The sequence below is a fragment of the Rhodococcus sp. IEGM 1366 genome (assembly GCF_033142425.1).
In the GTDB taxonomy this organism is placed as follows: Bacteria; Actinomycetota; Actinomycetes; order Mycobacteriales; family Mycobacteriaceae; genus Rhodococcus_F; species Rhodococcus_F globerula.
On sequence record NZ_JAWLRZ010000002.1, the window covers coordinates 230,414 to 256,236 of the forward strand.

The window sequence follows — 25,823 nt, forward strand, 5'->3', positions numbered from 1 at the left end:
GTGCCGTGTCGGTGCCCTCTGATGGAATGCCTGGGTGAGTGAGACGATTGCGGCGCCACCGCCGGCGCGCACCAAGAACACCATCCCGCGGGCGCGGTTGGTGCACCGGGCCGCGCCCTCACTCGTTCCGCGGAAGTGGGACGCCGCCGCTGCGCAATTGTTCGCGGAGCCTGCCGACGATCCGTTCATGCTGGCCTTCGGCGGTGAGCAGTGGAATCCCTGGCAGGTGCTCGGCGGTCCGGGAACCGGCAAGTCGTCACTGCTGGTCGATCTGGCGGTGGACAAGATATCCGGGGGCGAAGACCCGGAATCGGTTCTGGTCCTCACACAGTCGCGTCGGGCGGCAACAGCGGTGCGCGAGCAGATCACCGCGGGCCTGTTCGGATTCGAACGCGAGCGTGGCCCGCAGGCAACTCGGGAACCGCTGGTCCGCACCGTGCACTCGTACGCGTTTGCGGTGCTGCGGTTGCAGGCAGCAGCGCACGGCAATGCTCCGCCGCGTTTGATCACCGGAGCCGAACAGGACGCGGTGTTGCGTGAGATGTTGCGCGGCGACATCGAGGACGGCGCGCGGTACTGGCCGGAGCGGCTGAGGCCGGCGCTGGCCATGAACGGGTTTGCCGTCGAACTGCGCGATCTGATGTTGCGCGCCAACGAACGCGGCCTCGGACCGGAAGATCTGATCAAGCTCGGCAAGCGTAAAGGCCGTCCGGAATGGGTGGCTGCCGGACGATTCGCCGAGGTGTACGAGCAGGGAGTTCTGTTGCGCGCGTCCGTGGGCGTCGAAGCCCCGGAGGCGACGGCGCCGGCACTTGATGCCGCCGAGTTGATCGGTGCTGCGCTCACCGCGTTTGCCACGGACCCCGAGTTGTTGCGATCCGAGCGCGCCCGCATCCGTCACCTCCTTGTCGATGATGCCCAACACTTGGATCCGCAAGCCGCGCAATTGGTTCGGCTGATCGGAACCGGAACGGCAACGACGGCGATCGCCGGCGATCCGGACCAGTCCGTCTTCGGATTCCGCGGGGCTGATTCCCGTTTCCTGCTCGACCTGGCGGACAAGGGCGACGAGCGGGCGGTCATCCTGCCTACCACGTACCGGAACAACGCCGACGTCGCGGCCATTGCTGCGAAGATCGCCGCACGATTGCCCGGCAACCTCGCTCACCGGATTGCGGTACCCGCCGACCTGTCGGATGACAATCCCGCTCACGCGTCGGTGCGAGTCTTGGGCACCACAGCCAAGGAAGCGGCAGTGGTCGCGGACACCTTGCGGCGCGCGCACCTCCTCGACGGCATTGCGTGGTCCGACATGGCCGTCATCGTGCGTTCGGTTCCGCGAACCTTGGCTCCGCTTCGACGTGCCTTGCTGGCGGCAGGCGTCCCAGTCACCACCGCAGCCACCGAACTCCCACTTGCCCGTCAACACGGAGTGTCCGGGCTTCTCCTGCTGCTTCGGGCGCTCGGGCGAGACGGGTTCACCGGCGACGACGCCTTGGCGCTCATGGCCGGCCCCGTCGGCGGCGCCGAACCGGTGACACTGCGGCGGTTGCGGCGCGGTCTGCGCCGCATCGAACTTGCTTCGGGGAAGGATCGCGAGTCCGCAGAACTGTTGCGGCTCATCCTGATCGACGAAGACCGAGCGCAATCCAAGCGATTGACCGCAAAGCTGACCGACGTCGAATCTGCCGCGCTGAATCGAGTGCTGTCGGTATTGCGCAAAGCCCGCGTGCCGCTCGATCGTGGACTCGGCGTCGAGGAAGTCCTGTGGGCGGCGTGGCAGGCCACCGGGCTCGAACGCCGCTGGGCGGCCGCGTCGGCGCGCGGCGGTCCGATCGGCTCGCAGGCAGATCGCGACCTCGACGCAGTAGTTGCGCTGTTCGATGCCGCAGCCACTTACGTGGACCGCTTGCCGCGTTCGCAGCTCGCGGGTTTTGTCGACTACCTCACCAGTCAGGAGATCCCCACCGATTCGCGCTCGCGCTCGGTGATCGCGCCGGATGCGGTCACTGTTGTCAGTGCGCACGCAGCGGCCGGACGTGAGTGGGCTGTTGTCGCGGTGGCCGGTGTTCAGGAAGGGCTGTGGCCCAGCTTGCGGGCACGCGGTTCGCTCCTTCGGACGGAGGCGCTGATCGATTTGATCAACGGTGTGTCGGACGGCAGCGATTCCGCCGAAGAGCGGTTGTCGAGAACAGCGCCGCTGCTGGCCGAGGAGCGTCGACTCTTCCTGGTGGCATGTTCTCGCGCACGCCGCCGGTTGTTGGTGACAGCCGTCGAATCCGCCTCGGGTGATACCGATCTGGTGCCGTCACGATTCGTCGACGAGCTTCTGCGCGGCGATCAGTTCGATGACGACGGCGCAGGTGAACCGGCGGTGCCCGCTCCCGAACCCGGTGACACCCGGGTGTTGTCCTTGCCGGCGTTGGTCGCCCAATTGCGCAGTGTGGTCTGCGATCCGGACCTCGCCGCGGGCGATCCCGAGAAGCATGCGCGTGCAGCTCGTCAATTGGCGCGTCTGGCCGCAGCGGGAGTGCGCGGCGCGCACCCCGATCAGTGGTACGGCACCAGCTCGCCCAGCACTGTCGAACCGTTGTGGCAGCCGGAGGACGGCCCGGTGGCGCTCTCGCCGTCCACCATCGAGTTGCTCGAAACATGTCCGCTGCGTTGGGTGTTCGAACGTCATGGCGGTTCCGATGGCGACAACACCCATGCCATCGCGGGCACGCTCGTCCACACTCTCGTTCAGGCACTCGCCGGGCGTATACCACCGGATCAGGTCGAGAAGGCACTCGAAAATGCCTGGGAATCCATCGACTTGGGTTCGCAGTGGTACTCGCGCCGGGAACTCAATCGCACCCGCGAGATGCTGGCCACGTTCACGGCCTGGATGAGTTCCACCCGCGGCGAACTCACCGAAGTCGGTGTGGAGGTCGCGGTCGAGGGCATTCTCGAACCGCGCGAGGAGGGGGAGCCGGCCGTCAAGCTCCGCGGCCGCATCGATCGACTCGAGCGCGACACCGAGGGGCGTCCCGTCGTTATCGACGTCAAGACTGCGCGAAACCCGGTCAGCAACGACGCGGCGCAGTCCCATGCGCAGTTGGCGGCCTATCAGGTGGCGGCAGCGGAAGGCGCGATAGCGGGCGAGCCGGCGGCGCAACCCGGTGGGGCCCGGCTGGTATTCGTGGCGAAGTCCAACAAGAAAGACGGTGCGACGCAGCGTGTTCAGCCGCCGCTGACCGCCGAGGCCGTCGAGATGTGGCGTGATGTCATCCACAATGCCGCTGCCGCAACGCAGGGGCCGCAGTATCTGGCCCGGGTCAACGACGGATGCCGCCACTGCCCGGTGCGGTCCAGTTGCCCGGCCCACGACGAAGGACGGCAGGTGAGTTCCTAGATGGCATCCAAGGCGCGGCGACCCAAGATCAGCCCGGTCGATCTTGCGCTCGCTCTGGGCCAGCACCCGCCGACGCCGGAACAGGCAGCGGTCATCGCCGCACCGCTGGGCCCGACGCTGGTTGTCGCGGGCGCCGGCGCCGGCAAGACCGAAACAATGGCTGCCCGCGTCGTCTGGTTGGTGGCCAACGGATTTGTCGACCCCGAGGCCGTGCTGGGTCTGACGTTTACCCGAAAAGCCGCGCAGCAGCTCACCACTCGTATTCGCAAGCGCCTGGCCCGGCTTGCCGGTTCCGATGTTCTGCGCGCCCTCGACCCCACCGGGGGAGTGCGTGCGCGGATACTGGCCGGCGAACCCGAGGTCAGCACGTATCACGCGTATGCGGGCCGGCTGTTGTCCGAACACGGGCTTCTTCTGCCTATCGAACCGTCGGCGACTCTGCTCTCGGAGACGGAACTGTGGCAGGTCGCGCACCGAGTTGTCAGCGGCTGGGACGGTGATCTCGATACCGACAAGAATCCGGGGTCGATCACCGAAACCGTTCTGGCACTTGCCGGTCAACTGTCCGAGCACCTTGTGGACCCAGATCAACTGCGCGGTGCGCACGCGGAACTCGACGCGTTGATCCACACGTTGCCTGCCGGGCCGAAGCAGCGCGGCGGACCGAGCAAGGAACTGCTCGGATACCTCGAGGTCCAGCACAAGCGTGTCGAACTCCTGCCGCTCGTTGCGAGATTGTCCGAGACGTTGCGGTGGGAAGGAGCCCTCGACTTCGGTAGTCAGATGTCTCTCTCGGCGCGCGTTGCTTCGGGGCACCCCGAAGTGGGAGAAGCAGAACGGAGTCGCTTCCGGGTGGTGCTCCTCGACGAGTATCAGGACACCGGTCACGCTCAGCGAGTGTTGCTGTCCTCGTTGTTCGGCGGCGGCACCGACGCCCGCCTGGCTTTGACAGCCGTCGGCGATCCGATGCAGTCCATCTACGGGTGGCGCGGCGCATCGGCAGCCAACCTCCCACGCTTTGCGACGGATTTCCCACTCGCGAACGGAAACCCGGCTCCGACCCTCGAATTGTTGACAAGCTGGCGCAATCCGCCGGAGGCACTCGAACTTGCCAATCTCTCGTCTGCGCCGCTTCGTCGACGCGGCGTTGCCGTCAGCACCTTGCGAGCCCGGCCTGGGGCAGTTGCCGGCGATGTCCGGCTCGCATTGTTGCCTGACGTCGAGCAGGAACGAGAGTGGGTGGCGCAGAAAATTGCCGAGCAGTACGACGCTGCGCGCGCCGATGATCGACCGCCGCCTACCGCAGCGGTGCTGATCCGTCGCAATGCCGACGCCGCGCCGCTGGCCGAAGCACTGCGAGCAGCCGGCTTGCCGGTCGAGGTGGTCGGCCTCGGTGGACTCCTGCACACACCCGAAGTTGCCGACGTCATTGCGATGCTGCGGGTAGTAGCCGATCCGTTGGCGGGCAGCGCCGCGGTGCGCCTGCTGACGGGGGCGCGCTGGCAGATCGGTGCCAAGGACGTTGCCGCACTGTCGAAGCGATCTCGGGAGCTTGCGATTTCTGCGGGTTACGGTACGGCGGGTGCCGTCACCGATTCGGCTGCGTTGGCCGAGGCCGTGCAGGATTCGCTGCCCGGTGAGCAGGCCGAGCAGGCGGGGCTGGTCGATGCGATCTCGGATCCCGGTCCGGCCGAGAACTATTCGGCGCTCGGCTATGCGCGAATCGGCGCCGTGGCCGGTGAGCTGGCCTCGTTGCGTGAACGCATCGGACAACCGCTCACAGAATTGGTGGCAGAGGTCGAGCGGGTGCTCGGCATCGGAATCGAGGCCGGTGCACGGACGCGACTCGGTGTGCTTGGTACCGCAGGTCGTGAGCACCTCGACGCCTTTGCCGATGTTGTTGCCAACTACGCGACGCGTCCCACCGCCAATCTCACCGGTATGTTGTCGTTCTTCGCAGCCGCCGAACAGATCGAAAAAGGGCTGACGCCCGGCGAAGTGGAGGTGGCGCCGGATCGGGTCCAGATTCTGACGGTGCACTCCGCGAAGGGACTGGAATGGGAAGTTGTTGCCGTTCCGCACGTCAGCGACGGTGTGTTCCCGTCCTCGACGGCGTCCGGTTCGTGGCTGGGAGCGCTTGCAGAATTGCCGCCTTCGCTGCGCGGTGACCGTGCCGTCGACGCAGATTCGGCCGACGGTGTTCCCGTGCTCGACCTCGAGAATGTCTACAACCGCAAGGATCTGCAGAACGCGATCGACGCGCACAAGCAGGCTCTCGGAGATCGCCGACTCGACGAGGACAGGCGCCTGTTCTACGTTGCCCTCACGCGAACCGAACGGGCACTGTTCATTTCGGCGCACCACTGGGCCGAGTCGGGAGCCGAACCCAAAGGGCCGTCGGAGTTCCTGGCCGAACTGCACCAGACGGTTACCGAAACCGGGGACATCGGCGTTGTCGAGACCTGGGCGCCCGACCCCGAACCCGACACCGAGAATCCGTTGGCATCCACACCGAGAACTGCTCAGTGGCCACCGGATCCGCTCGGTTCACGGCGCGGCGCGGTGGAGGCCGGCGCAGCCGCTGTACTGGCAGAGCTGGCGAAGCCCACTGAAACCAACCCTGACGACGCTGAAGTCGACCCTGAAGACGACCCGGAGAATTGGGCGTCGGATGTGACGGTGCTCCTGGCAGAACGAGAGGCCCGCGCCAATGCTCGTGCCGAAGTGATTCTCCCGGCACAACTTTCGGTAACACAGTTGGTCGACCTCAAAGCTGATCCCGACGAACTCGCGGCTCGATTGCGTCGGCCTCTTCCGTATCCGCCCAACCCGCTGGCCAGGCGAGGTACGGCATTCCATGCGTGGATCGAGCGACGCTTCGGCGCAACACGGTTGCTGGATCTCGACGAATTGCCGGGCGCCGCCGATACCGGAGCCGGCCCGGAAACCGATCTGATCAAACTGCAGGATGCGTTCCTGCGTTCTCCGTGGGCCAACCGCAGTCCCGTCGAGGTGGAGGTCCCGTTCGAAACCTCCATCGCCGGAACGGTTTTGCGCGGCCGAATCGACGCGGTGTTCGCGGACTCGGACGGCGGCTGGACGGTCATCGACTGGAAGACCGGAGCTGAACCGTCCGCCGCCAACGAAGATGCTGTGGTCATGCAGTTGGCCGCCTACCGCGTGGCGTGGGGCGAATTGATGTCCGCGCGCGCCCGCGCGTCGGGACGGAAGGAAGAGTTTCCACTGCACAAGGTTCGCGCGGCATTCCACTACGTGCGGACCGGCCGCACCATCTCGCCCGAGAACCTGCCGGACGGTGAGGCGCTGGCGCACCTCATCCGCACGGCAGGAGCCCGCGAGGACAGCGCGAGCTAGCAGGCGTTACGACGCGCCTTGAGAGCTTCGGTCACCAAGGGGATTTGCACTGGAAGGCGCGCGATCGAACCGACCTTCTGCGCAGTGGACGTCTTGTTGCTGCGGCACCAGTCCACTGCCATCTGAATGTTGGCGGGGAACACCGCAACAAACAGCGCTGCTGCCAGACCGGCTCCCAATCGGCGAGTTTTCGGAATGGCCAGAGCGGCCCCGATTGCCAATTCTGCGACACCGGATACCTGGGTGTATGTACGGGCTTCGCCGGGGAATTGGCGGGGGACGGTGCTGTCGAAGAACGATGGCGCAACAAAGTGCATGGTTCCCGCGCCGAGCAGTAGAGCGGAAAGTCGAAGTGCGGCGGCCTGGCTGGATGTCGAACTTTTCGAAGACATTGACCTACCCTGCCTTACAGAGCCTGTGCGTGCCACTACTGTGGTGCGTCTGCGTAGTTACTAGTGAGAGAGTTGCAAGTATGGCCGGAAAGCTCCGGGCGCGTTTTTCCAGGTCGGAATCATTGGCCGACCAGCCTGACTTTGCCCTTGTCGGGGTGCTGCGGATTCCGCAGCTGCAGACCAGTCCTGCCCGCGCTATCTACAAGCGCGTTCTGGTTGCGCTCGGCGCGCTCGCAGCCGCAGTGCTCATCGTGTACATCGATCGTGCGGGGTATCGGGACGCGCAGGACAACGAGCTCTCGCTTCTCGACTGCATCTACTACGCCACAGTGTCGCTCTCGACCACCGGCTACGGCGACATCACGCCGTTCACCCCGTCGGCTCGTCTGGTCAACGTTTTGTTGATCACGCCACTTCGTATCTTCTTCTTGATCGTGTTGGTCGGAACCACACTGTCAGCTCTGACCGAGAGTTCGCGTCAGGCGTTCAAAATTCAGCGTTGGAGGCAGCAAGTGCGTAATCACACCGTCGTCGTCGGATACGGCACCAAGGGACGCACAGCAATTGAAGCCATGATCGGTGACGGCGTTTCCGCATCCGAGATCGTGGTAGTGGACACGGACCGGGCTGTGCTGGACGCCGCTGAGGCCAAGGGCCTGGTGACCGTATTCGGTTCGGCAACCAAGTCCGACGTGCTTCGTCTCGCCGGGGCGCAACGGGCAAATTCGATCATCGTCGCGACCAACCGCGACGACACAGCGGTGCTCGTGACGCTCACCGCCCGCGAGATTGCGCCGAAGGCAAGAATCGCCGCGGCTATCCGGGAGGCGGACAACGCGCATCTCCTGCGTCAGTCGGGTGCGGACTCCGTGGTCCTCTCGTCGGAAACCGCAGGCCGACTCCTCGGCATCGCCACCACCACGCCAACCGTGGTCGAGATGATCGAAGATCTACTGACACCCGAGGCTGGATTTGCGATCGCCGAGCGTGCCGTCGAACGTGACGAGGTCGGCGGATCACCGCGTCACCTGTCCGACATCGTGCTGGGCGTTGTTCGCGACGGGCGACTGGTCCGGGTCGGTTCACCGGAGGTCGACGCTGTCGAGGCAGACGATCGCCTGCTGTACATCCGTCGCGTTGTCAGCTGATAGCTGGAACCCGGTATTTCGGCGCCCAGTAATGTCGTCAGCGTGAACGACTTCCAGCTGACCGAAACGCCTCTGCTTTCCCGCTCGAGTGTCGGCCGCGCCGAGGAATTACGGTCCGACGCAGCCGCACTGACCGCGGGGTGGAGTGACGCGTCGCTCTTGCGAGTCAACTCGCGCGGTCAGGTGAAGGTGTCAGGCGGGCAGTTGGTGTTCGGCGAGGCCACCGACCTGGGTGCGGAACCTGTCCGCGGCGCAGTGTTTCTCGGAATTCGTGACAACAAGCATGTATGGGCTGTGCGTGTGTCACTCCTTGCCGGAGAACTGTCGGATCTGCGGATGTTGGGCGGAACGCTCGACGACGCGGACGCAGGTCTTCTGACGGGCGCGATCGCCATTCTCAACTGGCACGACAGTGCCGGATTCAGCTCGATCGACGGGGCTCCGAGTGAGCCGACGATGTCCGGGTGGTCACGCATTTCGACGACCACCGGCCACGAAGAGTTCCCGCGCACCGACCCGGCAGTGATCTGCCTGGTGCACGACGGCGCAGATCGAGTACTGCTGGCTCGCCAGCCGACGTGGCCGCCGCGACGATTCTCGATCCTGGCAGGCTTCGTCGAAGCTGGGGAGTCACTCGAGACGTGTGTGGTGCGCGAGATCAAGGAAGAAGTGGGCGTCGACGTCCACAGCGTCCGGTATCTGGGTAGTCAGCCGTGGCCGTTCCCGCGTTCGGTGATGCTGGGATTCACGGCGATCGGCGACCCCGCCGATCCGCTGGTGTTCGCGGACGGCGAGATCGCCGAGGGAGCGTGGTTCACCAAGGAAGAGGTGCGATCTGCTCTCGAACTGGGGGACTGGGCGTCCGACGCCGACGCGCCGTTGCTCCTACCCGGTTCCATCTCGATTGCGCGAGGAATGCTCGAGAGCTGGGTCAAATAGAGCCCTACAGTCCGAGGGCTTGCTTCACCTGATTGAGCGACGGGTTGGTCGCGACACTTCCGTCGGCGTACTTCACCGTCGGGACGATGTGATTGCCGTCGTTGACGCTGCCGACAAATTCGGCTGCCGACGGATCGTTCTCGATGTCGATTTCGGTGTACTCGATGCCCGACGCGTTGAGCTGGGTCTTGAGGCGGCGGCAGTAGCCGCACCACGTGGTCGAGTAGATGGTGAGGGCAGGAGCTTTTTCGGAAGTAGTCACGGCGCATATAACACCACGAGTTCGGTTGTTGTTCCGTAACCGGCCGTGTTCGCTTGCCCACATACGCTCGGGCACGCGGCGGCGCTGTCGGTACGTCCTGCCATGATGGTGCTCATGCCTGCGGACACCGGACTGGACCCGGAACAATCAGCCGCCGTGCTCGCTCCACGCGGCCCGGTATGTGTACTCGCGGGTGCCGGAACAGGCAAGACACGCACGATTACCCGGCGAATCGCCCACCTGGTTGCCGACGGTCATGTGCAGGCCGGGCAGGTCCTGGCGGTCACGTTCACCGCGCGCGCAGCCGGTGAAATGCGCGGCCGACTGCGGGAATTGGGTGTTGGTGGCAGCGGCCCCCAGGTACAGGCGCGCACGTTCCACGCTGCTGCGCTGCGGCAACTCAAGTACTTCTGGCCGCAGGTGATCGGCGATACCGAATGGCGTCTGCTGGATCGTAAGTTCGCTGTTGTCAGCAGCGCCGCAGCCCGGGTTGGTTTGCCGACCAGCACCGAAAGCGTGCGCGACCTCGCGAGTGAGATCGAGTGGTCCAAGGCGTCGCTGATCGCGCCCGAGGATTACCCGCGCACCATTGCCAAGTTCCGCCGGGAGGCACCGGCCGATCCGGCAAAGGTAGCGCAGGTTTACGCGGCGTACGAGGAATTGAAGGCGCGCGGCCAGGACGGCATGCTGCTCGATTTCGACGATCTTCTCCTGCACACCGCTGCGGCACTCGAGGAGCACTCGTCCGTGGCCGACGAGTTCCGTGAGCGCTACCGCTGTTTTGTCGTGGACGAATATCAGGACGTCACGCCGCTGCAGCAGCGGGTTCTCGACGCGTGGCTCGGCGACCGCGACGACCTCACGGTGGTCGGCGACGCCAACCAGACCATCTATTCGTTCACCGGAGCTACACCGAATTACCTGCTCGACTTCTCGCGGAAGTTTCCCGAGGCAACAGTGGTCCGGCTCGAACGTGACTATCGCTCCACACCCGAGGTCGTCTCGCTGGCCAACCGGGTCATCGGCGCTGCCACCGGGCGAATCGCCGGTACCCGATTGCAACTCATCGGACAACGCGCGCCGGGTCCCGAGCCCGAGTTCGCGGAGTTCAACGACGAACCGTCCGAGGCGCTCGCGATAGCCCGGTCGGTGAAACGTCTGATCGCCGCAGGCACACCGGCGGCGGAGATCGCGATCCTGTACCGGATCAACGCGCAGTCCGAAGTGCACGAGCAGGCACTCACCAAGCTCGGCATCCCGTTCCAGGTGCGCGGCGGCGAGGGTTTCTTCACTCGTACCGAGGTTCGTCAGGCGGTGACGGCGCTGCGGCAGGCCGGCGGTCGTGACGACCTTCCTGAAGGGGCAGACAGCGGCGCCGGACTTCTCTCGCTGGTCCGCGCGGTACTGGCCCCACTCGGACTGACCAGCGAGGAACCAGCCGGTACGCAGGCGCGCGAGCGCTGGGCGTCACTGACTGCGCTCGTTGCGCTCACCGAGGAGCAGTTGGTTCACGATCCCGAACTGACGCTGCCCGGTCTCTTGCAGGAGCTGACGGCGCGTGCCGAAGCGCGGCACCCACCGACGGTCCAGGGCGTCACGTTGGCGTCGTTGCATGCAGCCAAGGGCCTCGAATGGGACGCCGTTTTCCTGGTGGGTCTCAACGACGGCACCCTCCCCATCCAGCACGTGCTCGGCGATTCCAACTCCGCCCCCGACGAGGCAGCGGTCGAAGAAGAGCGTCGACTGCTTTATGTCGGTGTCACCCGCGCCCGTGAGCATCTGCACTTGTCCTGGGCGTTGGCGCGCAACGAGGGCGGCCGGAAATCCCGACGCCGCTCACGGTTCCTGAACGGGTTGATCCCCGAGGACTCGCCGGCCTCACGAATTGCCGCGCCCGCGCAGTCTGGCAAGAAGCGTCAGCGTTGCCGTGTCTGCGGAAAACCGCTCATGGGAACGTCGGCCACGATGCTCGGTCGATGCGAGAATTGTCCTTCCAACATCGACGTCGAATTGCTCGAGAACCTGCGTGCGTGGCGTCTCGACAAGTCACGCGAGAAAAAGGTGCCTGCCTACGTCGTGTTCAGCGACAACACGCTGACTGCGATTGCCGAGCAACGGCCACAGGACGCTCGGGGCCTGGTTGCCATTAACGGAATCGGACCGAAGAAACTCGAAGACTACGGCGAAGACGTCCTCATTATTTGCAAAACTGCAGGTCAAAAATAGGTTGTGCAGTTTCCGAGAATTCTCTAGTCTGTTTTCAGTGCTACGGGGAGACTCGTGCGCTGAAAATTATCCGGACCGATCAGAAATGGAGGTGGCAAAAATGACGAACATGATTTCGTACACCGTGCGCGAACAGTTCGCTGTTGCCGCCGCCAAGCTGCGCCCAGCAGCAATCAGGTCCGTGTCTCTAAGCCATCGAGAAAATCCTCGATAGGACACATCCGTTCACTTACGGCCACGGACCCCGCATTACGCGGACCGTGGCCTTTGTGTTGGATCCCGTGCTTTCCGGTTTCCCGCTCGGTTGTGGTTCGCACCCATCGAACCCATTTTTTGCGACACGCCTGTCGCATCCAAGCTAGGAGAGACGAGTTGTCTACCCAGACATGTCGAGCCGTCACATTCATCGAGATCGCTTCCACCCGCCACGACCTGCCGTGCCGCGTATCCGATCCCGATCTGTGGTTCGCGGAGTCCCCGGCAGAACTCGAAAAAGCCAAGGCGCTCTGCGCGCAGTGCCCCATCCGCTCCCTCTGCCTGGGTGCAGCTCTCGACCGCGAAGAGCCGTGGGGAGTGTGGGGCGGAGAAATCCTCGACCACGGTGCCGTCATAGCAACCAAGAGGCCGAGGGGCAGGCCCCGTAAGCAACTCGTGTGTGCCTGAGGAGCTGGTTACACCTGTGCAATTGAGGTGGTCACACCTGTGGCTCCGCAAATCCCGGCAGCCACCGGGTCAGGATCTCCATGTACGGGGCGTACGCGTCCAGCTGGGCACAGATGCCCACCGAGCCGAGGAGGACCCGGAAGATCATCAGGTACTCGGGCGGCAAGTTGAGTGCCCGGGCCGTCCGGAACTGCGCGCTGTTGAAATCGGTCGCAGTTCCGGCGGCTCGTTGAAGCCAGGTTCGAGTGAAGTGAAACGACTCGGTCTGAATCGGATCGGTGAACGGACGTAGGTAGTCGGCGATTTCCTGTTCGGTGACGGTGCGGCCTGGAATGACAAAACCGTTGGCGCGCAACAGTTCCGTCAGTTCGTCGAATCGTTCGTCGACCGCCAGTCTGACCATTGTTCCCAAGACGGTGGGTAGCCCGCCCGGGAACGGGGCCGCCGCACCGAAATCGATGACACCCAACCGGCCGTCGTCGAGCAACATGAAATTCCCGGGGTGCGGATCGCAATGCAGCAGGCCGACGCGCGCCGGTGATGCGAAGTGGAACTCGGCGAGCAGCGCACCGGCTGCATTGCGCTGGTTCGGCGTTCCGCTCTCGATGATCCTGGTCAACGGCGTTGCCGTCATCCATTCGGTGACAACAACTTTCGGTGCGCTGGCAACAACGCGCGGGATGAGGAACTGGGGATCGCCCTCGAATTCCGCGGCGAATGCGCGCTGGTTGTCAGCTTCGATCCGGTAGTCGAGTTCTTCCTCGGTTCGCGCGGTGAACTCCTCGATGACCGGACGCACGTCGACGCCGGGCATCACCGATCCGAACAGTCCCGCAAACCGAGCGAGAGTTTTGAGGTCGGCACGCAGTGCTTCGTCGGCGCCGGGGTACTGCACCTTGACGGCCACGTCGCGTCCGTCGGACCACACGGCCCGATGGACCTGCCCGAGGCTGGCCGATGCGGTGGGGGTGTCGTCGAAGGATTGGAACCGATCACGCCACTTGGTTCCCAGCTGCTGATCCAGCATCTTGTGGACCTGCTTGACGGGCAACGGCGGCGCGGCGGCCTGGAGCTTGTTCAGGGACTCGCGATACGGCTCCGCGAATTCCTCCGGAATGGCCGCTTCCATGACGCTGAGTGCCTGTCCCAGCTTCATGGCGCCGCCCTTGAGTTCACCGAGAACCGAGAACAACTGTTCCGCGGCCCTGGCACTGAGCTGGGCGTCGATCTGGTCCTTGTCACCACCGGCGAGCTTGCGTCCGAAGCCCATCGCGGCTCGCCCGGCCATCCCAATCGGAATGCTTGCGAGTTTGGCAGTACGGGCAGAGCTTTTGCGCGGGATGTCGGACACCCCACCATCATGTCTGACGGATGCCACCGGCGCCCGTCACGGGTGCGAGGTAATGGCAACTGCACGACGTTTGTCGAGGCCAGCGACGTGTCGTGATGCGATATGGGACAAGATCGATCTCGAGGGTAGAGAACAAGCTGGCCGGCGCCGTCGCTTCGGACGCACTGATCGCCGACTCGATCTCGGACAGAGCGAGCGCGGTGGTCGCATGAATCATCGCGGGATCGGCGTAACCGGCGCTACCGAGCAACTGCGCCGCCAGGTGCAGCCAGTCCGGATCATGGGCCGCCCGGGTGATGTCGGCGCATCGCAGACAACTCGAGTGCCCGGGCAGCACCATTGGCCCGACAACGCCGCAGCCGTCGCGCAGGTGAACGGCAAGGTGGGGTATGCCGTACCGGACGAGGTCGGCACATAGACGAGGATCGGTGACCACGTCATCGGTCAGGACAACAAGTGCATTCCGCCACCCGGCAACGACGTGGCTGCTTCGGTAGCCGTGTGAGCGATGGACGGAAGAGCTGCCGTGACGCAGAGCCTGGGCTATGGAGTCGGACAGCGGTCCTTGCCCGTGGACGCGAATCGATCCTGTGTCGGCGCGCTCGCCCCGACTTGCCCGGAGGTATCCGCCTGCGGTGAGTTCGGCGAGCAGTTCGGTCATCACTGCGGCGCTGATACCGCGCCCCGTCGCAGTCCACATGATGGTCGCGATACTCGTGTGTCCGTCCATCAAGCGGAGTAGGGCTTGCAGGTCCCTGCCGTCGATTCCGTCAGGGGGAGTCAGGACCACAGCTTTCCCCGGGCGCCATCCGAGTTGAAGCCGGCCGTCCGGGCGCAGAAGAACAACGATCCGTGGATCCCATTCGGGACCCACGGATCGTGTGGTGTTCGGTGTGCTCATTTCACCGATAGTGCCAGTGAGCTGAGCTCTCCGGATTGCGAAAATCGTAGTTATCCACAGGCTTTCGAAGCGCTGACCTTGCACTTCGGCGTGGATCGCAACTTTTCGGTTTACTTGTCGTCCTGGCCGTCGTCAGCCGGCTTGTCCGATTTCGGCTTGTCTGTTTTTGTCTTGTCCATGGCTTCTTCGGCGGCCCGTTCCTTGGCCAGCAGAGCCTCGAGCTGAGCCATCGGATCGTCGAAATTGCCGGACTCGCCACCACCGGTGACACGTTCGATGAACGAGGTCGGGGCATCGAGGTCGCTGGAATCAGGCAGCAGATCCGGGTGCGACCAGATACCGTCGCGGGCTTCCATTCCGGCTTCGGCAGTCAAGCGCTGCCACAGAGTTGCGGCTTCGCGGACCTTGCGCGGACGCAGTTCGAGTCCGACGAGTGTTGCGAACGTCTGCTCTGCCGGTCCGCCGGTGGCGCGTCGACGGCGAAGCGTCTCGCTCATCGCGGCAACACCGGGCAGGCGTTCACCGAGTCCGGCGGTGACTACCGTCTCCACCCAGCCCTCGACCAGAGCCAACAGTGTTTCGAGGCGCTCGAGAGCGGCCTTCTGCTCCGGAGTGGTCTGCGGTTCGAAGGTGCCCTGTTGCATCAGGGCTTCCAACTTGGCGGGATCGGCCAGAGCCGACGGGTCGAGATCCTTGGCGAACTCTTCCATCGCCGAGAAGTCCATGGTGATCCCGCGGGCATATTCCTCGACGGTGGAGAGCACTCGCTGGCGCAACCACGGCACATGGCTGTACAGGCGATGGTGAGCAGCCTCACGTGCGGCGAGGAACACCAGGATTTCCTGATTGGGCTGTTCCAGCCCGTCACTGAACGACTGAACGGCCGCGGGAAGAAGAGCGGCGGTCCCTGCCGGGCCAAGGGGGAGGCCGATATCAGTGGAGGACAACACTTCCTTGGACAACTGGCCGAGAGCTTGGCCGAGCTGTGAACCGAATGCGAGTCCGCCCATCTGCGTGAGCATTCCCATCATCGGGCCGGCCATCTGAGCGGCCTCGGGCGGCAGGCCCTGAGCCCACATCCCCGACACCTTCTCGGCGACCGGATCGCACAGGCGCTTCCAGGTGTCGATGGTGTTGTCGAGCCAGTCGTTAGCCGTCCACGCAACGGTCTTGGTGGCGCCGGCGGGCAGCGTCGTTGCAGCGTCCAGCCACAGTTCCGCAAGGTGGGCCGCGTCGGCGATGGCCTTGACGTTGCCCTCGGTGATCGGTGTGACAGAACCGATCTGCTGGCGCGCGAGTTTCTTCGCGACGTCGTAATTGACAGGACCCGATCCGCCGGAACCCATCGACGAACCCATGCCACTGAGCATCTGGCCGAATTGCGTCAGCATCTGCCCGAGTTGTGCGGGGTCGAAACCTTCACCGCCCGCACCGAATCCGAACGGCATGTCACCACCCCCGAACGGATTGCCACCGGCCGCGTTCTTGTCACGGTCGGGATCGTCGTCGGAGTTGGAGAAGCCGAACGGCATGTTGCTCATACCTCAACGGTACAAGGGTTGGAGGCCTCGAGTAATGCGCGCTGTCACGCTGATGGCGAACAGCGGAGGCAATGGCTCTACCCTGGACAAGGTGAATCGACGGATCGTGACTCTCCTGGCCGCCCTAGCTCCCATCGTCGTCTTGGGCATCGTCGGATCGCTCGTCACCGTTCCGTACGTCGCGCTCGGGCCGGGACCGACGTTCAACACGCTGGGCACAGTCGACACCACCGTCGACGGCAAGCAGGTCACGAAATCCGTGGTCGACATCGAGGGCACCGAACTCGATCCGACAACCGGCAACCTCAATATGACCACCGTCTCCGTTCGTGACGGCCTCAATCTCTTCGAGGCTTTTGGTCTCTGGGCCAGCGGCGAGCACGGATTGGTTCCCCGCGCCGAGGTGTATCCGCCGAGTAAGACGAAGGAAGAAATTCAGCAGGCCAACACAGCTGACTTCCAGCAGTCCGAGAACAGCGCGGAACTCGCGGCACTCAACTTCCTGGGCAAGCCAGTCGCGTTGACCGTCACGAAGGTCACTCCAGACGGTCCCGCCAGTGGTGCATTGGCCGAAGGTGACACGCTGGTGAAGATCGGTGATACCCCCGTCGACACCGTCGGTGCTGTGCAAGAAACCGTTGCGGCGATAGCGCCGGGCACGCAGGTGCCGGTCACCGTGATTCGCGGCGGTGCCGAAACGACAGTGCCCGTGACTGTCGGAGCCCGGCCGAACCAACCCGAACTCGGATACCTCGGCATCACGCCGGAAGAGGTTCCCGACGTTCCGTTCGACGTGACGTTCAACCTTGCCGACATCGGTGGACCGTCAGCCGGCCTGATGTTCACCCTCGCGCTGTTGGACAAGCTGACGCCAGGTGAACTCAACGGAGGTCAGTTCGTCGCGGGAACCGGAACCATCGATTCGGACGGCACCGTGGGGCCCATCGGAGGAATCCGCTTCAAGCTCATCGCAGCCGCGGACGCCGGTGCTTCGACGTTCCTCGTCCCTGCGCAGAACTGCGACGAGGCAAGACAGAACGCGCCGGACGGGCTTCGACTGGTGAAGGTCGACAACCTGTCCGGCGCGGTTGACGCACTCGACAGCCTCAACTCGGGCGGCGAAGCACCCAGCTGCTAATCCTCTGCTAGTCGTCTTCGACTTCGTCCAGCGTCGCGTACAACGCATGAACGATGTGAGGAGCCAAACCGTCGTACGTCAGAAGCGCCGGCTCGGCGTATGGATCTGCGTCCTCGTCCGGGCGCATCTGCAACAGCGACAGGGACGGGCCGTCGCGGAGGACGCCGACAAACAGGCGTGCCGCTCGTCGGTCCGGGTGCGCGTCGGCCGTCAGTCGGGCAATTTCGTCAGCCGCGTGTTCGTCGGTCAAGACCGGCTCGACGGCATGGTCGAGATCCGATTCCGCGGCGGGCGGCAGAACCACGATTTCCTGCACGAGGATGCAACCCTCGACGGAGTCGGGCCAATTGGTCGTGGCCAGGAACTCGTCGAGTGCGCGTGATCCGCCGATGATGTCGTCGGGGAGTGGCTCCTGTTCGATCGGGGTGTATTCGGCCCCGTCCTCGAGTTGGTCGAGCAGGCCCGGTTCGGCTGCGGCAAGCAGCTCGGTGGGTACCAGGGCATACAACTTGGGTGGCTGATCCCAGCCTTCGGCGTCGATGTGGTCGACAACTTCATGAACGCACCGGGCTAGTGCCTTCGGTGACCTGTTCGGATTTTCTTCACTCACCCGTTCATCCTTGCACCTCGTGTTGTCACGCCGTGACTGTTGTTACGTAGAGTGGTCCGAAACGGCCAAGTCCACTCGGACATGGCTGCACTGATCGATGCACTCGGTTGCGGCGCCTCGGCGTCGCCGAATCTTGGAGCGTGGCACGTGGGCATGCGGCCCCCCGCAGGTTTACCCTCTCTGTCCAGACGCAGTCGAATCCTGTTGGGGGTAGCCGTAATTGTTGCGGTACTCCTGCTGATTGGTCCGCGACTGATCGGCATGTACACCGATTGGTTGTGGTTCGGCGAAGTCAATTTCCGAGGTGTTTTCACCAAGGTTCTCCTGACCCGCGCGCTGCTCTTCCTCGTCGTGGGTGTTGTGGTCGGTGCCATCGTGTGGTTGGCGATGATGCTCGCGTACCGCTCGCGTCCCGTTTTTGTTCCGGTGTCCGGTCCGAATGATCCGATCGCGCGCTACCGCACCACCGTCATGTCGCGTCTGCGTCTGTTCGGTGTGATCATCCCGATCGCAATCGGACTGCTGTCCGGGTTGATCGCGCAGGCCAACTGGGTCACGGTCCAGTTGTTCTTCAATGGTGGTTCGTTCGGGATCTCCGATCCGCAGTTCAACCTCGACGTCGGTTTCTACACGTTCGATCTGCCGTTCTACCGCTTCGTGCTGAACTGGCTGTTTGTCGCGGTTCTCCTGGCGTTCGTAGCGAACCTTCTCACGCACTACATCTTCGGCGGCATCAAACTCGCCGGTCGCGCGGGAACGTTCACCACGGCTGCTCGCATCCAATTGGCAGTCTTGGCAGGAACTTTCGTTCTGCTCAAGGCAGTTGCGTACTGGTTCGACCGGTACTCGCTGCTCTCGAGCGATCGTAAGGAGCCAACGTTCACAGGCCCCGGTTACACCGACATCAACGCGGTGCTGCCGGCCAAGCTGATCCTGCTGTCCATCGCAGTGATCTGTGCGCTGGCGTTTTTCGCGGCCATCTTCACGCGGGATCTCCGCATTCCGGCGATGGCTGTCGCTCTGCTCGTGCTGTCGTCGGTTCTGGTCGGTGCCGTGTGGCCGATGATCGTCGAACAGTTCTCGGTCAAGCCGAACGCCGCAGACAAGGAAAGCGCATACATCGAGCGGAACATCGCCGCCACCAGGCAGGCGTACGGCATCACCGACGACAAGGTGACCTATCAGCCGTATTCGGGTGACGGCACCGCAATTCCGCGCGACGTTCCGGCGGACGTCACGACCATTGCAAACGCACGCTTGCTGGATCCCAACATTCTTTCGCCCACGTTCACACAGCAGCAGCAGCGTCAGAACTTCTACGGATTCCCGCCGTCGCTCGACATCGACCGCTACGAGGTCGCGGGCGAAATGCAGGACTACATCGTTGCGGCGCGTGAACTCTCGCCCAACAACCTGCAGGGCAACCAGACGGACTGGATCAACAAGCACACCGTCTACACACACGGCGACGGCTTGGTGGCAGCGCCGGCCAACAGGATCACCGCTCCGGTCCTCGATCCGACCAAGGAAGCAGCCAACAACAACGCGGGTTACCCGATCTACACGGTAAGCGACATCGCGTCGTTGGCCGCAGGAACGCAGGTCATTCCGGTCGATCAGCCACGCGTTTACTACGGCGAGGTCATCGCTCAGGGCACCGCGGACTATGCGATCGTCGGTGGGGCGAGCGGCTCCGAACCGCGTGAGTACGACACCGAGCAGACCAAGTACACGTACACCGGATCCGGTGGTGTCGATATCGGAAACTGGTTCAATCGGTTGGCGTTTGCCGCCAAGTACACCGAGCGCAACATCCTGTTCTCCGGTGCGGTCGGCTCCGATTCCAAGATCATCTACAACCGTGACCCGCGCGATCGCGTCGGCCAGGTTGCTCCGTGGCTGACAATGGACGGCGACGCCTACCCGGCTGCTGTCGACGGCAAGATCGTCTGGATCGTCGACGCGTACACAACGCTCGAGAACTACCCGTACGCGCAGCGCAGTTCGCTCGAGGGCCTGGTGGCCGACAGTGTCGACGCCACCACTGGCCGACTCCTCCCGAAGAAGGAGGTGTCGTACATCCGTAACTCGGTGAAGGCCACCGTCGACGCTTACGACGGCACGGTCACGCTGTACCAGGTCGATGACAACGATCCCGTCCTCAATGCGTGGAAGGGTGTGTTCCCGAACACCGTCCAGCCGCAGAGCGCGATTTCCGACGACCTGCGTGCGCACTTCCGGTACCCGGAGGATCTGTTCAAGGTCCAGCGCGAGATGTTGGCGAAGTACCACGTCGACAACCCGACCGAGTTCTTCACGAACAACGCGTTCTGGTCGGTACCCAACGAGCCGACGGTCGAAGGTTCCAACCAGAACGAGCCGCCGTTCTACGTGATGGTCGGCGATCAGGAGACCGGTGAGCCGGCGTTCCGCCTCATCAGCCCGATGGTCGGCTTCCGTCGTGAGTTCCTCTCGGCCCACATTTCGGTGGATTCGGATCCGAAGAACTACGGCAAGATCACCGTCCTGCAGTTGCCGACGGACAAACAGACGCAGGGTCCGTCGCAGTCTCAGAACTCGATGATCTCGGATCCGCGAGTGGGTTCGGAGAAATCGATCCTCGAGAGAACCAACACCATTCGATACGGCAACCAGTTGGCGTTGCCGATCGCAAAGGGCGGCATTCTCTACGTCGAGCCGATGTACACCGAACGCAGTAACGCCAGTACGTCGTTCCCGCAGCTCTCTCGCGTCCTGGCCAGTTACCAGGAACCGGGTGTGTCCGGTCGTGTTCGGGTCGGCTACGCGTCGACGCTGGCCGAGGCTCTCGGTCAGATCTTCGACAACGGCGGTGCTGCCGGTGTGGCAACGGCTCCGGGCGGAACGGCCGAGACCGCGCCGACTCCGGATACGAGCACGGAAACCAATCCGACGCCCGGCGCCCCGGCCCCGGCTCCGACCGACACCGCGGCGGTTGTCGCGGAACTCGATGCAGCGCTGGTAAATCTGCGAGCTACCCAGCAGAGCGGCGACTTCGCTGCATACGGTGCGGCGTTGGATCGTCTGCAGAAGGCAGTTGACGCCTACCAGGCGCTGCCGAAGTAAGGGTTGTCGTAGCAGAACGCGAAGGCCCACCATCGAAATCGGATGGTGGGCCTTCGCGTTTGTGCGTTGTACGCCGGTATCAGCGCAGTGCTGCGAGCACCTGCGGGTTGGTGTCGGCGAGCTGCTGGAACTGCGCGCCGAAACCGTACTGATCGGCAAGCGCGCGAGCGGAGTCGTAGGCCTGCTGTGCTGCGGGCTTGACCTCGGCCGGGATCTGGATTGCGGTGATGGGTGCTTCGACGACGGCCGGTGCTTCTTCGACGACCGGTGCGGGCGCCGGAGCCTGCTCCTCGGATGCGACGGTCAGGTGCCTGCCGCAGCTGGGCCATGCGCCCGGGCCCTGGGACTGCAGGGTGTTCTCGGCAACGCGGATCTGCTCTTCCTTCGACGCGTTTGCGGGGGAGCCGGAGCCGCCGTTGGCGGTCCAGGTGCTCTGCGAGAACTGAAGTCCGCCGTAGTAGCCGTTTCCGGTGTTGATGTTCCAGTTTCCGCCGCTCTCGCACGCTGCGACGCCGTCCCAGTTGTGGGTGGCTGCGGATGCGGTGCCGGTGGAGATGGTGAGGGGTACTGCAACGAGGGCGCCGGCTACGGCCAATGTGCCTACTGCACGCTTGCTGATGCTGGTGTAAGACATGGGGTAAATCCTCTCCGCGCTCGCTGACAACGGCGGGCCTGCGGGTCGAGGTGATGCTTTCGTCCCGGGCGCTTCTCTCTCCGTGTCTCTGCCCCTCGAAGGTTTCGGGGGTTCCGATCCCGCGGGGCAGAGTCAGGCAGCGGCGGGTCGGCGTTCGCCCGGTTGATTCGGGCCGGGATCGACCGTACGGGAGTTGCTTTCAAGGTTCACTTCACGGTTTTGCGAGCTGATTGTTCGGTATCGGTTCGAAAAATCCGGACAATCGCCAGGTCAGATCCCGGCGATGCGGATTCGAGGTGTCTCCGTTACACGTCTGTTATGTGTTGATGGTCACGGTGAAATTGTGAAGCCGGTCACCGAAAATCGTGGTTCGGGGCTCGGATGTGACTCTGGCGCAGGCGATTTGCATTCTGTTCACCGGCTCGTGTAGTTTTATCCATGCATCGCGGGGTGGAGCAGCTCGGTAGCTCGCTGGGCTCATAACCCAGAGGTCGCAGGTTCAAATCCTGTCCCCGCTACTAAAGAAAGAACCGCCGCACTGGAATCCAGTGCGGCGGTTCTTTTTTGTCAGTGTGTGTTGGTGTGTGTCGGTGTTCAGCAGCGCGTCGTACGGACGAGTAGTCCGGCGACGTGAGCGCTCGCGGCGGCGCGGGCAGCAACAGCGTCACCGGTCTCGATGGCCGAGACGATCCGGGCATGCTCGGCCACGGCGAGCCGCCGGTTCAGATCCGAACCCCACATGTCCGTCCGAAACAGATGCGATTGACCATCCAGGCGGTGCAGAGCGTCACGGAGTGGGTCGTTGGCCGCTGTTTCCCGAATCAGATTGTGGAACTCGAGGTCCAACGCGGAATCGCGACGCCGATCCGGTGCGGTGTTCAACAATTCACGTTGTTCCTCGACCATCTTGTTCAGTTGGGAGACGACGTCGTGAGTGGCGCGGGTTGTAGCGCTGAAAGCCGCAAGGCCGTCCAGGACCTCCCGGACCTCGAACACCGCGCGCAGTGAGTCCGCATCGAGCGATTCGACCTTCGCACCGGCGTTGCGGGTGTGTACCGCGATGCCTTCGTAGATCAATTGCTGAACGGCCTCGCGAACCGGCGTTCTACTGACATTCAGCTTGGATGCGAGTGCGGGGACACTGAGCGGCGTGCCTGGGGCGAGTTCGCCGGAGAAGATGAGCTCTCGCAGTGTCTCGTGTACCGACTCGGTCAGCGGTGCACGCTCGGTTGTGGTCATGATTTCTTCTTCGTCATGGATTTCGTGGTCCCCTTGCACAGTGCTGACATTACCCGGCCGCGCGTACTCGTTCGGCTTCTCGCAAGTCCCCACCCGGGGCAATCCCACCTTTCAATCCTGCGACCTTGGCCGCGATGTTCTCGGCAATCGTGATCGGCGGATACCCGACCTCGCCGGGCTGCAGTGTTCCCGGTAGCGCCTCGATGACGGCGTCGTAGTTTCCGTCGAAAAAGAATGCGGCAGAACGCCGTCTGATGATCCGACCGTCGACGATCGGCGGATCGACGCGGTGAATCGTGGACCGCCAGCGGTCGTTGGTCCAGCGAGCCATCGCGTCGCCGAGATTGATCAGCAGGGCGTTGTCCGCTGGTTGGGCGTCATGCCAGAGATTGTCGGCGCCCAGGATCTGAAGGCCGGGCACCTGATCTGCCCAGAGGATGGTCAGAATCCCGAAGTCGGTGTGAGCGCCCATACCGGTCATTTCCCCGGGCATCGCGATCTCGCTTTCGGGGAGCGCGTAATTGTTCATTTTCAACGCATTGATCGAGTGGTCGAGCATGGAGTCGAAATATCCTTGCTCCAATCCCAGCGCATCGGTGAACGCGCGCATCAGGATTGCAGCCAAAGTCTGTGCGTGGGAGAAGTATTGCTCGACAGCAGGCCTGAATCCGGGTGCCGCATCCGGCCAGGTGTTGGCGGCGTAACTGGATTCGGGGAGGTCGAGGTCCGGGTAGTCGGCGGCCTCGGTTCCGACGACGACGGCTTCGTAGAAATCGTTCATCATATTCGCGGACGCGACACCCAGGCTCATGCTCAACGACTCCGACTTCGGCGGAGAGTATCCACGGTTCTCGGACGACGAGCGGGCGTACGTCTTCTTCACGTCCAGGGGCAGGGCGAAGAACTCGTCCAGTGCGTCGGCCAGTCCGTCGATCGATTCGCGTGGAATTCCATGTCCCACAATCTGAATGAAGCCGACTTCGCGGCAAGCCCGGTCCAGGTCGGTAGCGACGGCGGCGCGGGCAGCGTCGTGGCGCTCGTCCGGCGAGTTCGCGACGTATGGGCTCATGACGTATGGGCTGATGTCGATGGTGGGAATCTCGAAGCTCATGTCGGTAGGTCCTTGTTTCGATGGGGAGTAGGTCGATCAGCGGCCGGACGTGTGCCACTTACCGACCAGAATGCGGGAGAGGTATCCGAAAGCGGAGAAGACCAGGACACCGAACAGTGATGCAATGACGATCGCGCCGATCAGATCCTCGGACTGAAGTCGGCTGCGGTAGACGTCGAGAAGGGTGCCGATGCCGGGTTGTCCTTTTGCGAAGAACATGTCGCCGATAATGGCACCGACCACAACAAGTCCGGACGCGGTGCGGATGCCGGTGAGAATGGCAGGCATCGCCGCTCGCAGTTCGAGCTTTACCAGCCGATCCCAGCGCGATGCGCGTCCGAGGGTGAAGAGTTCATGCAGTCCCCGGTCCACGGACTGCAAACCGAAGTGGGTGTTGGTGATGATGGGGAACGCCGCGATCAGTACACACACCAAGGTGCGGGCAGTCATGCCGTAGCCGAACCACAGGCCGATCAACGGGACTATCGCGAGGATGGGAATGACCTGAAGCACAACGGCATACGGGTAGACGATCCGCTCGATCCACTTGGCCTGACTCATCAGTACACCCGTTCCGACGCCGATTGCAACGGCGACGACAAATCCCACCGCCGCGACCTGCGCGGTGACGGCCAGCGCTTCGAGCATCGGACCGAGGTGTTTCCAGTCGAGTAGCGACTGGGTGAGCACCCGACTTGGGGGCGGCAGCATGAACTGGCGTTCGGGTGAGAGGACCAGGTTGCTCACTATCGACCAGAGCGCGAGGGCGCCGGCCAACGAGAGAAGGGGAAACGCGATCATGCTCCCGATCCTCTTCAGGCGTGGCTTCCAGAGCTGCGTGGGTAGGGAAGTTGCTGTGGTGCTTACTACTTCGCGGCGAAGTGTAAGTGCTTCGGTCATCGGAGGCTCCCGTGCAGACTGGCCGAAATTTCGGCGACGTATTCGGTGAAACGGGCGTCGTACCGCAGTTCCGGGCTGCGTGGGTAACCGAAGCCGATGTCGACGACAGAATGGATGCGACCAGGTCGCGCGGTCATGATGACAACCTTGTTGGCGAGATACACCGCCTCGGACACGGAATGCGTGATGAACATAGCGGTGAATCCCTTGTCCGCGTATAGCCGTTGAAGTTCGACCTGCATGTCGAGGCGCGTCATTTCGTCGAGAGCACCGAACGGCTCGTCCAGGAGCATGACCTCCGGAGCCAAGGTCAGAGCCCGCGCGAGAGACACTCGCATCTTCATGCCGCCGGACAGTGCATTGGGCAATTGCCCCGAGAAGTCTCGTAGACCGACAGCGTTGATGGCTTCGCCGGCGCGTTCACGACGGAGGGCTTTGGACACGCCGCCCAACTCGGCCGACAACTCGACATTGGATTGCACTGTTCGCCAAGGTAACAGCGTCGGCTCCTGGAAGATGAAGCCAACCGATTCGGTGTCGAGGGCAACGGATCCGCTGGTAGGACGCTCGAGGCCGGCTGCCATGCGCAATAGTGTCGACTTGCCGCAGCCGGACGGGCCGACCACGGCCACGAAGTCGCCACGGCGCACATCGAGATTGATGCCGTCCAGTGCCACCGTGCCGGTGTCGAATTTCTTCACTACATCGGTGAAGGCCATCTGCATGGACGTGGTCAGTCTGCGTGCGTCGGTGTCCTGCATCGTGTTTGCGAGTTTCATCCGTGCCTCCGGATCGTGTGATGCATGCAAAATATATGCGTTCTGATGGGATTGAGTGTGGATTGCATGTATGTCGGGCGGATTTCTCAGTGTTAATTGATTGTGACATTGCAGG

19 protein-coding genes and 1 tRNA gene are annotated in these 25,823 nt (G+C 63.5%); 9 read left to right on the forward strand and 11 right to left on the reverse strand.

All coding sequences use genetic code 11. The features are described from left to right. Positions 1-34 precede the first annotated feature (34 nt). Positions 35-3,394: an ATP-dependent DNA helicase gene (locus R4P64_RS06965; protein WP_317819967.1), complete on the forward strand. Its 3,360-nt coding sequence runs from the start codon at positions 35-37 to the stop codon at positions 3,392-3,394. Beyond that, positions 3,395-6,769: an ATP-dependent helicase gene (locus tag R4P64_RS06970; RefSeq protein ID WP_233365333.1), complete on the forward strand. Its 3,375-nt coding sequence runs from the start codon at positions 3,395-3,397 to the stop codon at positions 6,767-6,769. Here the strand turns inward: R4P64_RS06970 and R4P64_RS06975 are convergent. Beyond that, positions 6,766-7,161 (reverse strand): hypothetical protein, encoded by a 396-nt coding sequence (locus tag R4P64_RS06975; protein WP_317819969.1) that lies wholly within the window; start codon positions 7,159-7,161, stop codon positions 6,766-6,768. The two genes, R4P64_RS06970 and R4P64_RS06975, sit on opposite strands and share 4 nt — an antisense overlap. Positions 7,162-7,241: 80 nt before the next feature. Here R4P64_RS06975 and R4P64_RS06980 point away from each other — a divergent pair, with 80 nt between their 5' ends. After that, complete coding sequence (locus R4P64_RS06980; RefSeq protein WP_033231154.1) at positions 7,242-8,309, forward strand: potassium channel family protein; 1,068 nt, start codon at positions 7,242-7,244, stop codon at positions 8,307-8,309. A gap of 42 nt (positions 8,310-8,351) precedes the next feature. Beyond that, the gene (gene nudC / locus R4P64_RS06985) at positions 8,352-9,248 is read left to right on the forward strand and encodes an NAD(+) diphosphatase (RefSeq protein ID WP_033231153.1); all 897 of its coding nucleotides are present in this window, start codon (positions 8,352-8,354) and stop codon (positions 9,246-9,248) included. Positions 9,249-9,252: 4 nt separating this feature from the next. On the opposite strand, the gene R4P64_RS06990 is transcribed toward nudC, so the two are convergent. Then, positions 9,253-9,510, reverse strand: a complete 258-nt coding sequence (locus tag R4P64_RS06990; protein ID WP_033231152.1) for a mycoredoxin — start codon at positions 9,508-9,510, stop codon at positions 9,253-9,255. 102 nt (positions 9,511-9,612) lie between these two features. Between R4P64_RS06990 and R4P64_RS06995 the strand changes: the two genes are divergently transcribed. Further along, entirely contained in the window at positions 9,613-11,736 is a 2,124-nt protein-coding gene (locus R4P64_RS06995) for an ATP-dependent DNA helicase UvrD2 (RefSeq protein WP_317819973.1), read from the forward strand. 372 nt (positions 11,737-12,108) lie between these two features. Beyond that, a complete protein-coding gene (locus R4P64_RS07000; RefSeq protein WP_045070502.1) occupies positions 12,109-12,399 on the forward strand; it encodes a WhiB family transcriptional regulator in 291 nt (96 codons plus the stop codon). Between the two features lie 31 nt (positions 12,400-12,430). On the opposite strand, the gene R4P64_RS07005 is transcribed toward R4P64_RS07000, so the two are convergent. From R4P64_RS07005 to R4P64_RS07015, 3 genes are all read right to left on the reverse strand, one after another. Beyond that, on the reverse strand, positions 12,431-13,750 hold the full coding sequence (locus tag R4P64_RS07005; RefSeq protein ID WP_092801093.1) for an ABC1 kinase family protein: 1,320 nt from the start codon (positions 13,748-13,750) through the stop codon (positions 12,431-12,433). Between the two features lie 7 nt (positions 13,751-13,757). Further along, positions 13,758-14,651, reverse strand: coding sequence for a hypothetical protein (locus R4P64_RS07010; protein ID WP_317819976.1), 894 nt, complete (start codon positions 14,649-14,651; stop codon positions 13,758-13,760). Positions 14,652-14,761: 110 nt separating this feature from the next. Further along, the gene (locus R4P64_RS07015) at positions 14,762-16,192 is read right to left on the reverse strand and encodes a zinc-dependent metalloprotease (RefSeq protein WP_033231148.1); all 1,431 of its coding nucleotides are present in this window, start codon (positions 16,190-16,192) and stop codon (positions 14,762-14,764) included. Positions 16,193-16,283: 91 nt separating this feature from the next. Here R4P64_RS07015 and R4P64_RS07020 point away from each other — a divergent pair, with 91 nt between their 5' ends. Then, positions 16,284-17,330, forward strand: a complete 1,047-nt coding sequence (locus R4P64_RS07020) for a PDZ domain-containing protein (RefSeq protein WP_317541431.1) — start codon at positions 16,284-16,286, stop codon at positions 17,328-17,330. A gap of 7 nt (positions 17,331-17,337) precedes the next feature. On the opposite strand, the gene R4P64_RS07025 is transcribed toward R4P64_RS07020, so the two are convergent. Then, entirely contained in the window at positions 17,338-17,940 is a 603-nt protein-coding gene (locus R4P64_RS07025) for a PPA1309 family protein (RefSeq protein WP_033231147.1), read from the reverse strand. A gap of 147 nt (positions 17,941-18,087) precedes the next feature. Here R4P64_RS07025 and R4P64_RS07030 point away from each other — a divergent pair, with 147 nt between their 5' ends. Continuing rightward, positions 18,088-21,045, forward strand: a complete 2,958-nt coding sequence (locus R4P64_RS07030) for a UPF0182 family protein (RefSeq protein WP_033231490.1) — start codon at positions 18,088-18,090, stop codon at positions 21,043-21,045. Positions 21,046-21,124: 79 nt separating this feature from the next. Here R4P64_RS07030 and R4P64_RS07035 read toward each other — a convergent pair whose 3' ends face one another. Further along, on the reverse strand, positions 21,125-21,679 hold the full coding sequence (locus tag R4P64_RS07035; protein WP_033231146.1) for a transglycosylase family protein: 555 nt from the start codon (positions 21,677-21,679) through the stop codon (positions 21,125-21,127). Positions 21,680-22,123: 444 nt separating this feature from the next. Here R4P64_RS07035 and R4P64_RS07040 point away from each other — a divergent pair. Next, positions 22,124-22,197 (forward strand) — tRNA-Met (locus R4P64_RS07040). Positions 22,198-22,273: 76 nt separating this feature from the next. Here R4P64_RS07040 and R4P64_RS07045 read toward each other — a convergent pair. The 4 genes from R4P64_RS07045 to R4P64_RS07060 form a co-directional block, all read right to left on the reverse strand. Next, on the reverse strand, positions 22,274-22,918 hold the full coding sequence (locus R4P64_RS07045) for a GntR family transcriptional regulator (protein WP_033231489.1): 645 nt from the start codon (positions 22,916-22,918) through the stop codon (positions 22,274-22,276). Between the two features lie 49 nt (positions 22,919-22,967). Next, complete coding sequence (locus tag R4P64_RS07050; RefSeq protein ID WP_317541436.1) at positions 22,968-24,029, reverse strand: isopenicillin N synthase family dioxygenase; 1,062 nt, start codon at positions 24,027-24,029, stop codon at positions 22,968-22,970. A 36-nt stretch (positions 24,030-24,065) separates the two neighbouring features. After that, positions 24,066-24,830 carry an ABC transporter permease gene (locus tag R4P64_RS07055; RefSeq protein WP_202025990.1) on the reverse strand — a complete coding sequence of 255 codons (765 nt, stop codon included), beginning with the start codon at positions 24,828-24,830 and terminating at the stop codon, positions 24,066-24,068. A 95-nt stretch (positions 24,831-24,925) separates the two neighbouring features. Next, a complete protein-coding gene (locus R4P64_RS07060) occupies positions 24,926-25,708 on the reverse strand; it encodes an ABC transporter ATP-binding protein (protein ID WP_033231143.1) in 783 nt (260 codons plus the stop codon). Between the last annotated feature and the right edge of the window lie 115 nt (positions 25,709-25,823).

What these genes read in the sequence shown, in the direction of transcription:
- R4P64_RS06975 (WP_317819969.1), bottom strand. Translation starts at nt 7,161, where the DNA reads ATGTCTTCGAAAAGTTCGACATCCAGCCAGGCCGCCGCACTTCGACTT.
- R4P64_RS07045 (WP_033231489.1), bottom strand. Translation starts at nt 22,918, where the DNA reads ATGACCACAACCGAGCGTGCACCGCTGACCGAGTCGGTACACGAGACA.
- R4P64_RS06970 (WP_233365333.1), top strand. Translation starts at nt 3,395, where the DNA reads ATGGCATCCAAGGCGCGGCGACCCAAGATCAGCCCGGTCGATCTTGCG.
- R4P64_RS06980 (WP_033231154.1), top strand. Translation starts at nt 7,242, where the DNA reads ATGGCCGGAAAGCTCCGGGCGCGTTTTTCCAGGTCGGAATCATTGGCC.
- R4P64_RS07050 (WP_317541436.1), bottom strand. Translation starts at nt 24,029, where the DNA reads ATGAGCTTCGAGATTCCCACCATCGACATCAGCCCATACGTCATGAGC.
- R4P64_RS07060 (WP_033231143.1), bottom strand. Translation starts at nt 25,708, where the DNA reads ATGAAACTCGCAAACACGATGCAGGACACCGACGCACGCAGACTGACC.
- R4P64_RS07015 (WP_033231148.1), bottom strand. Translation starts at nt 16,192, where the DNA reads ATGAGCAACATGCCGTTCGGCTTCTCCAACTCCGACGACGATCCCGAC.
- R4P64_RS07055 (WP_202025990.1), bottom strand. Translation starts at nt 24,830, where the DNA reads ATGATCGCGTTTCCCCTTCTCTCGTTGGCCGGCGCCCTCGCGCTCTGG.
- R4P64_RS07010 (WP_317819976.1), bottom strand. Translation starts at nt 14,651, where the DNA reads ATGAGCACACCGAACACCACACGATCCGTGGGTCCCGAATGGGATCCA.
- R4P64_RS07035 (WP_033231146.1), bottom strand. Translation starts at nt 21,679, where the DNA reads ATGTCTTACACCAGCATCAGCAAGCGTGCAGTAGGCACATTGGCCGTA.
- R4P64_RS06995 (WP_317819973.1), top strand. Translation starts at nt 9,613, where the DNA reads ATGATGGTGCTCATGCCTGCGGACACCGGACTGGACCCGGAACAATCA.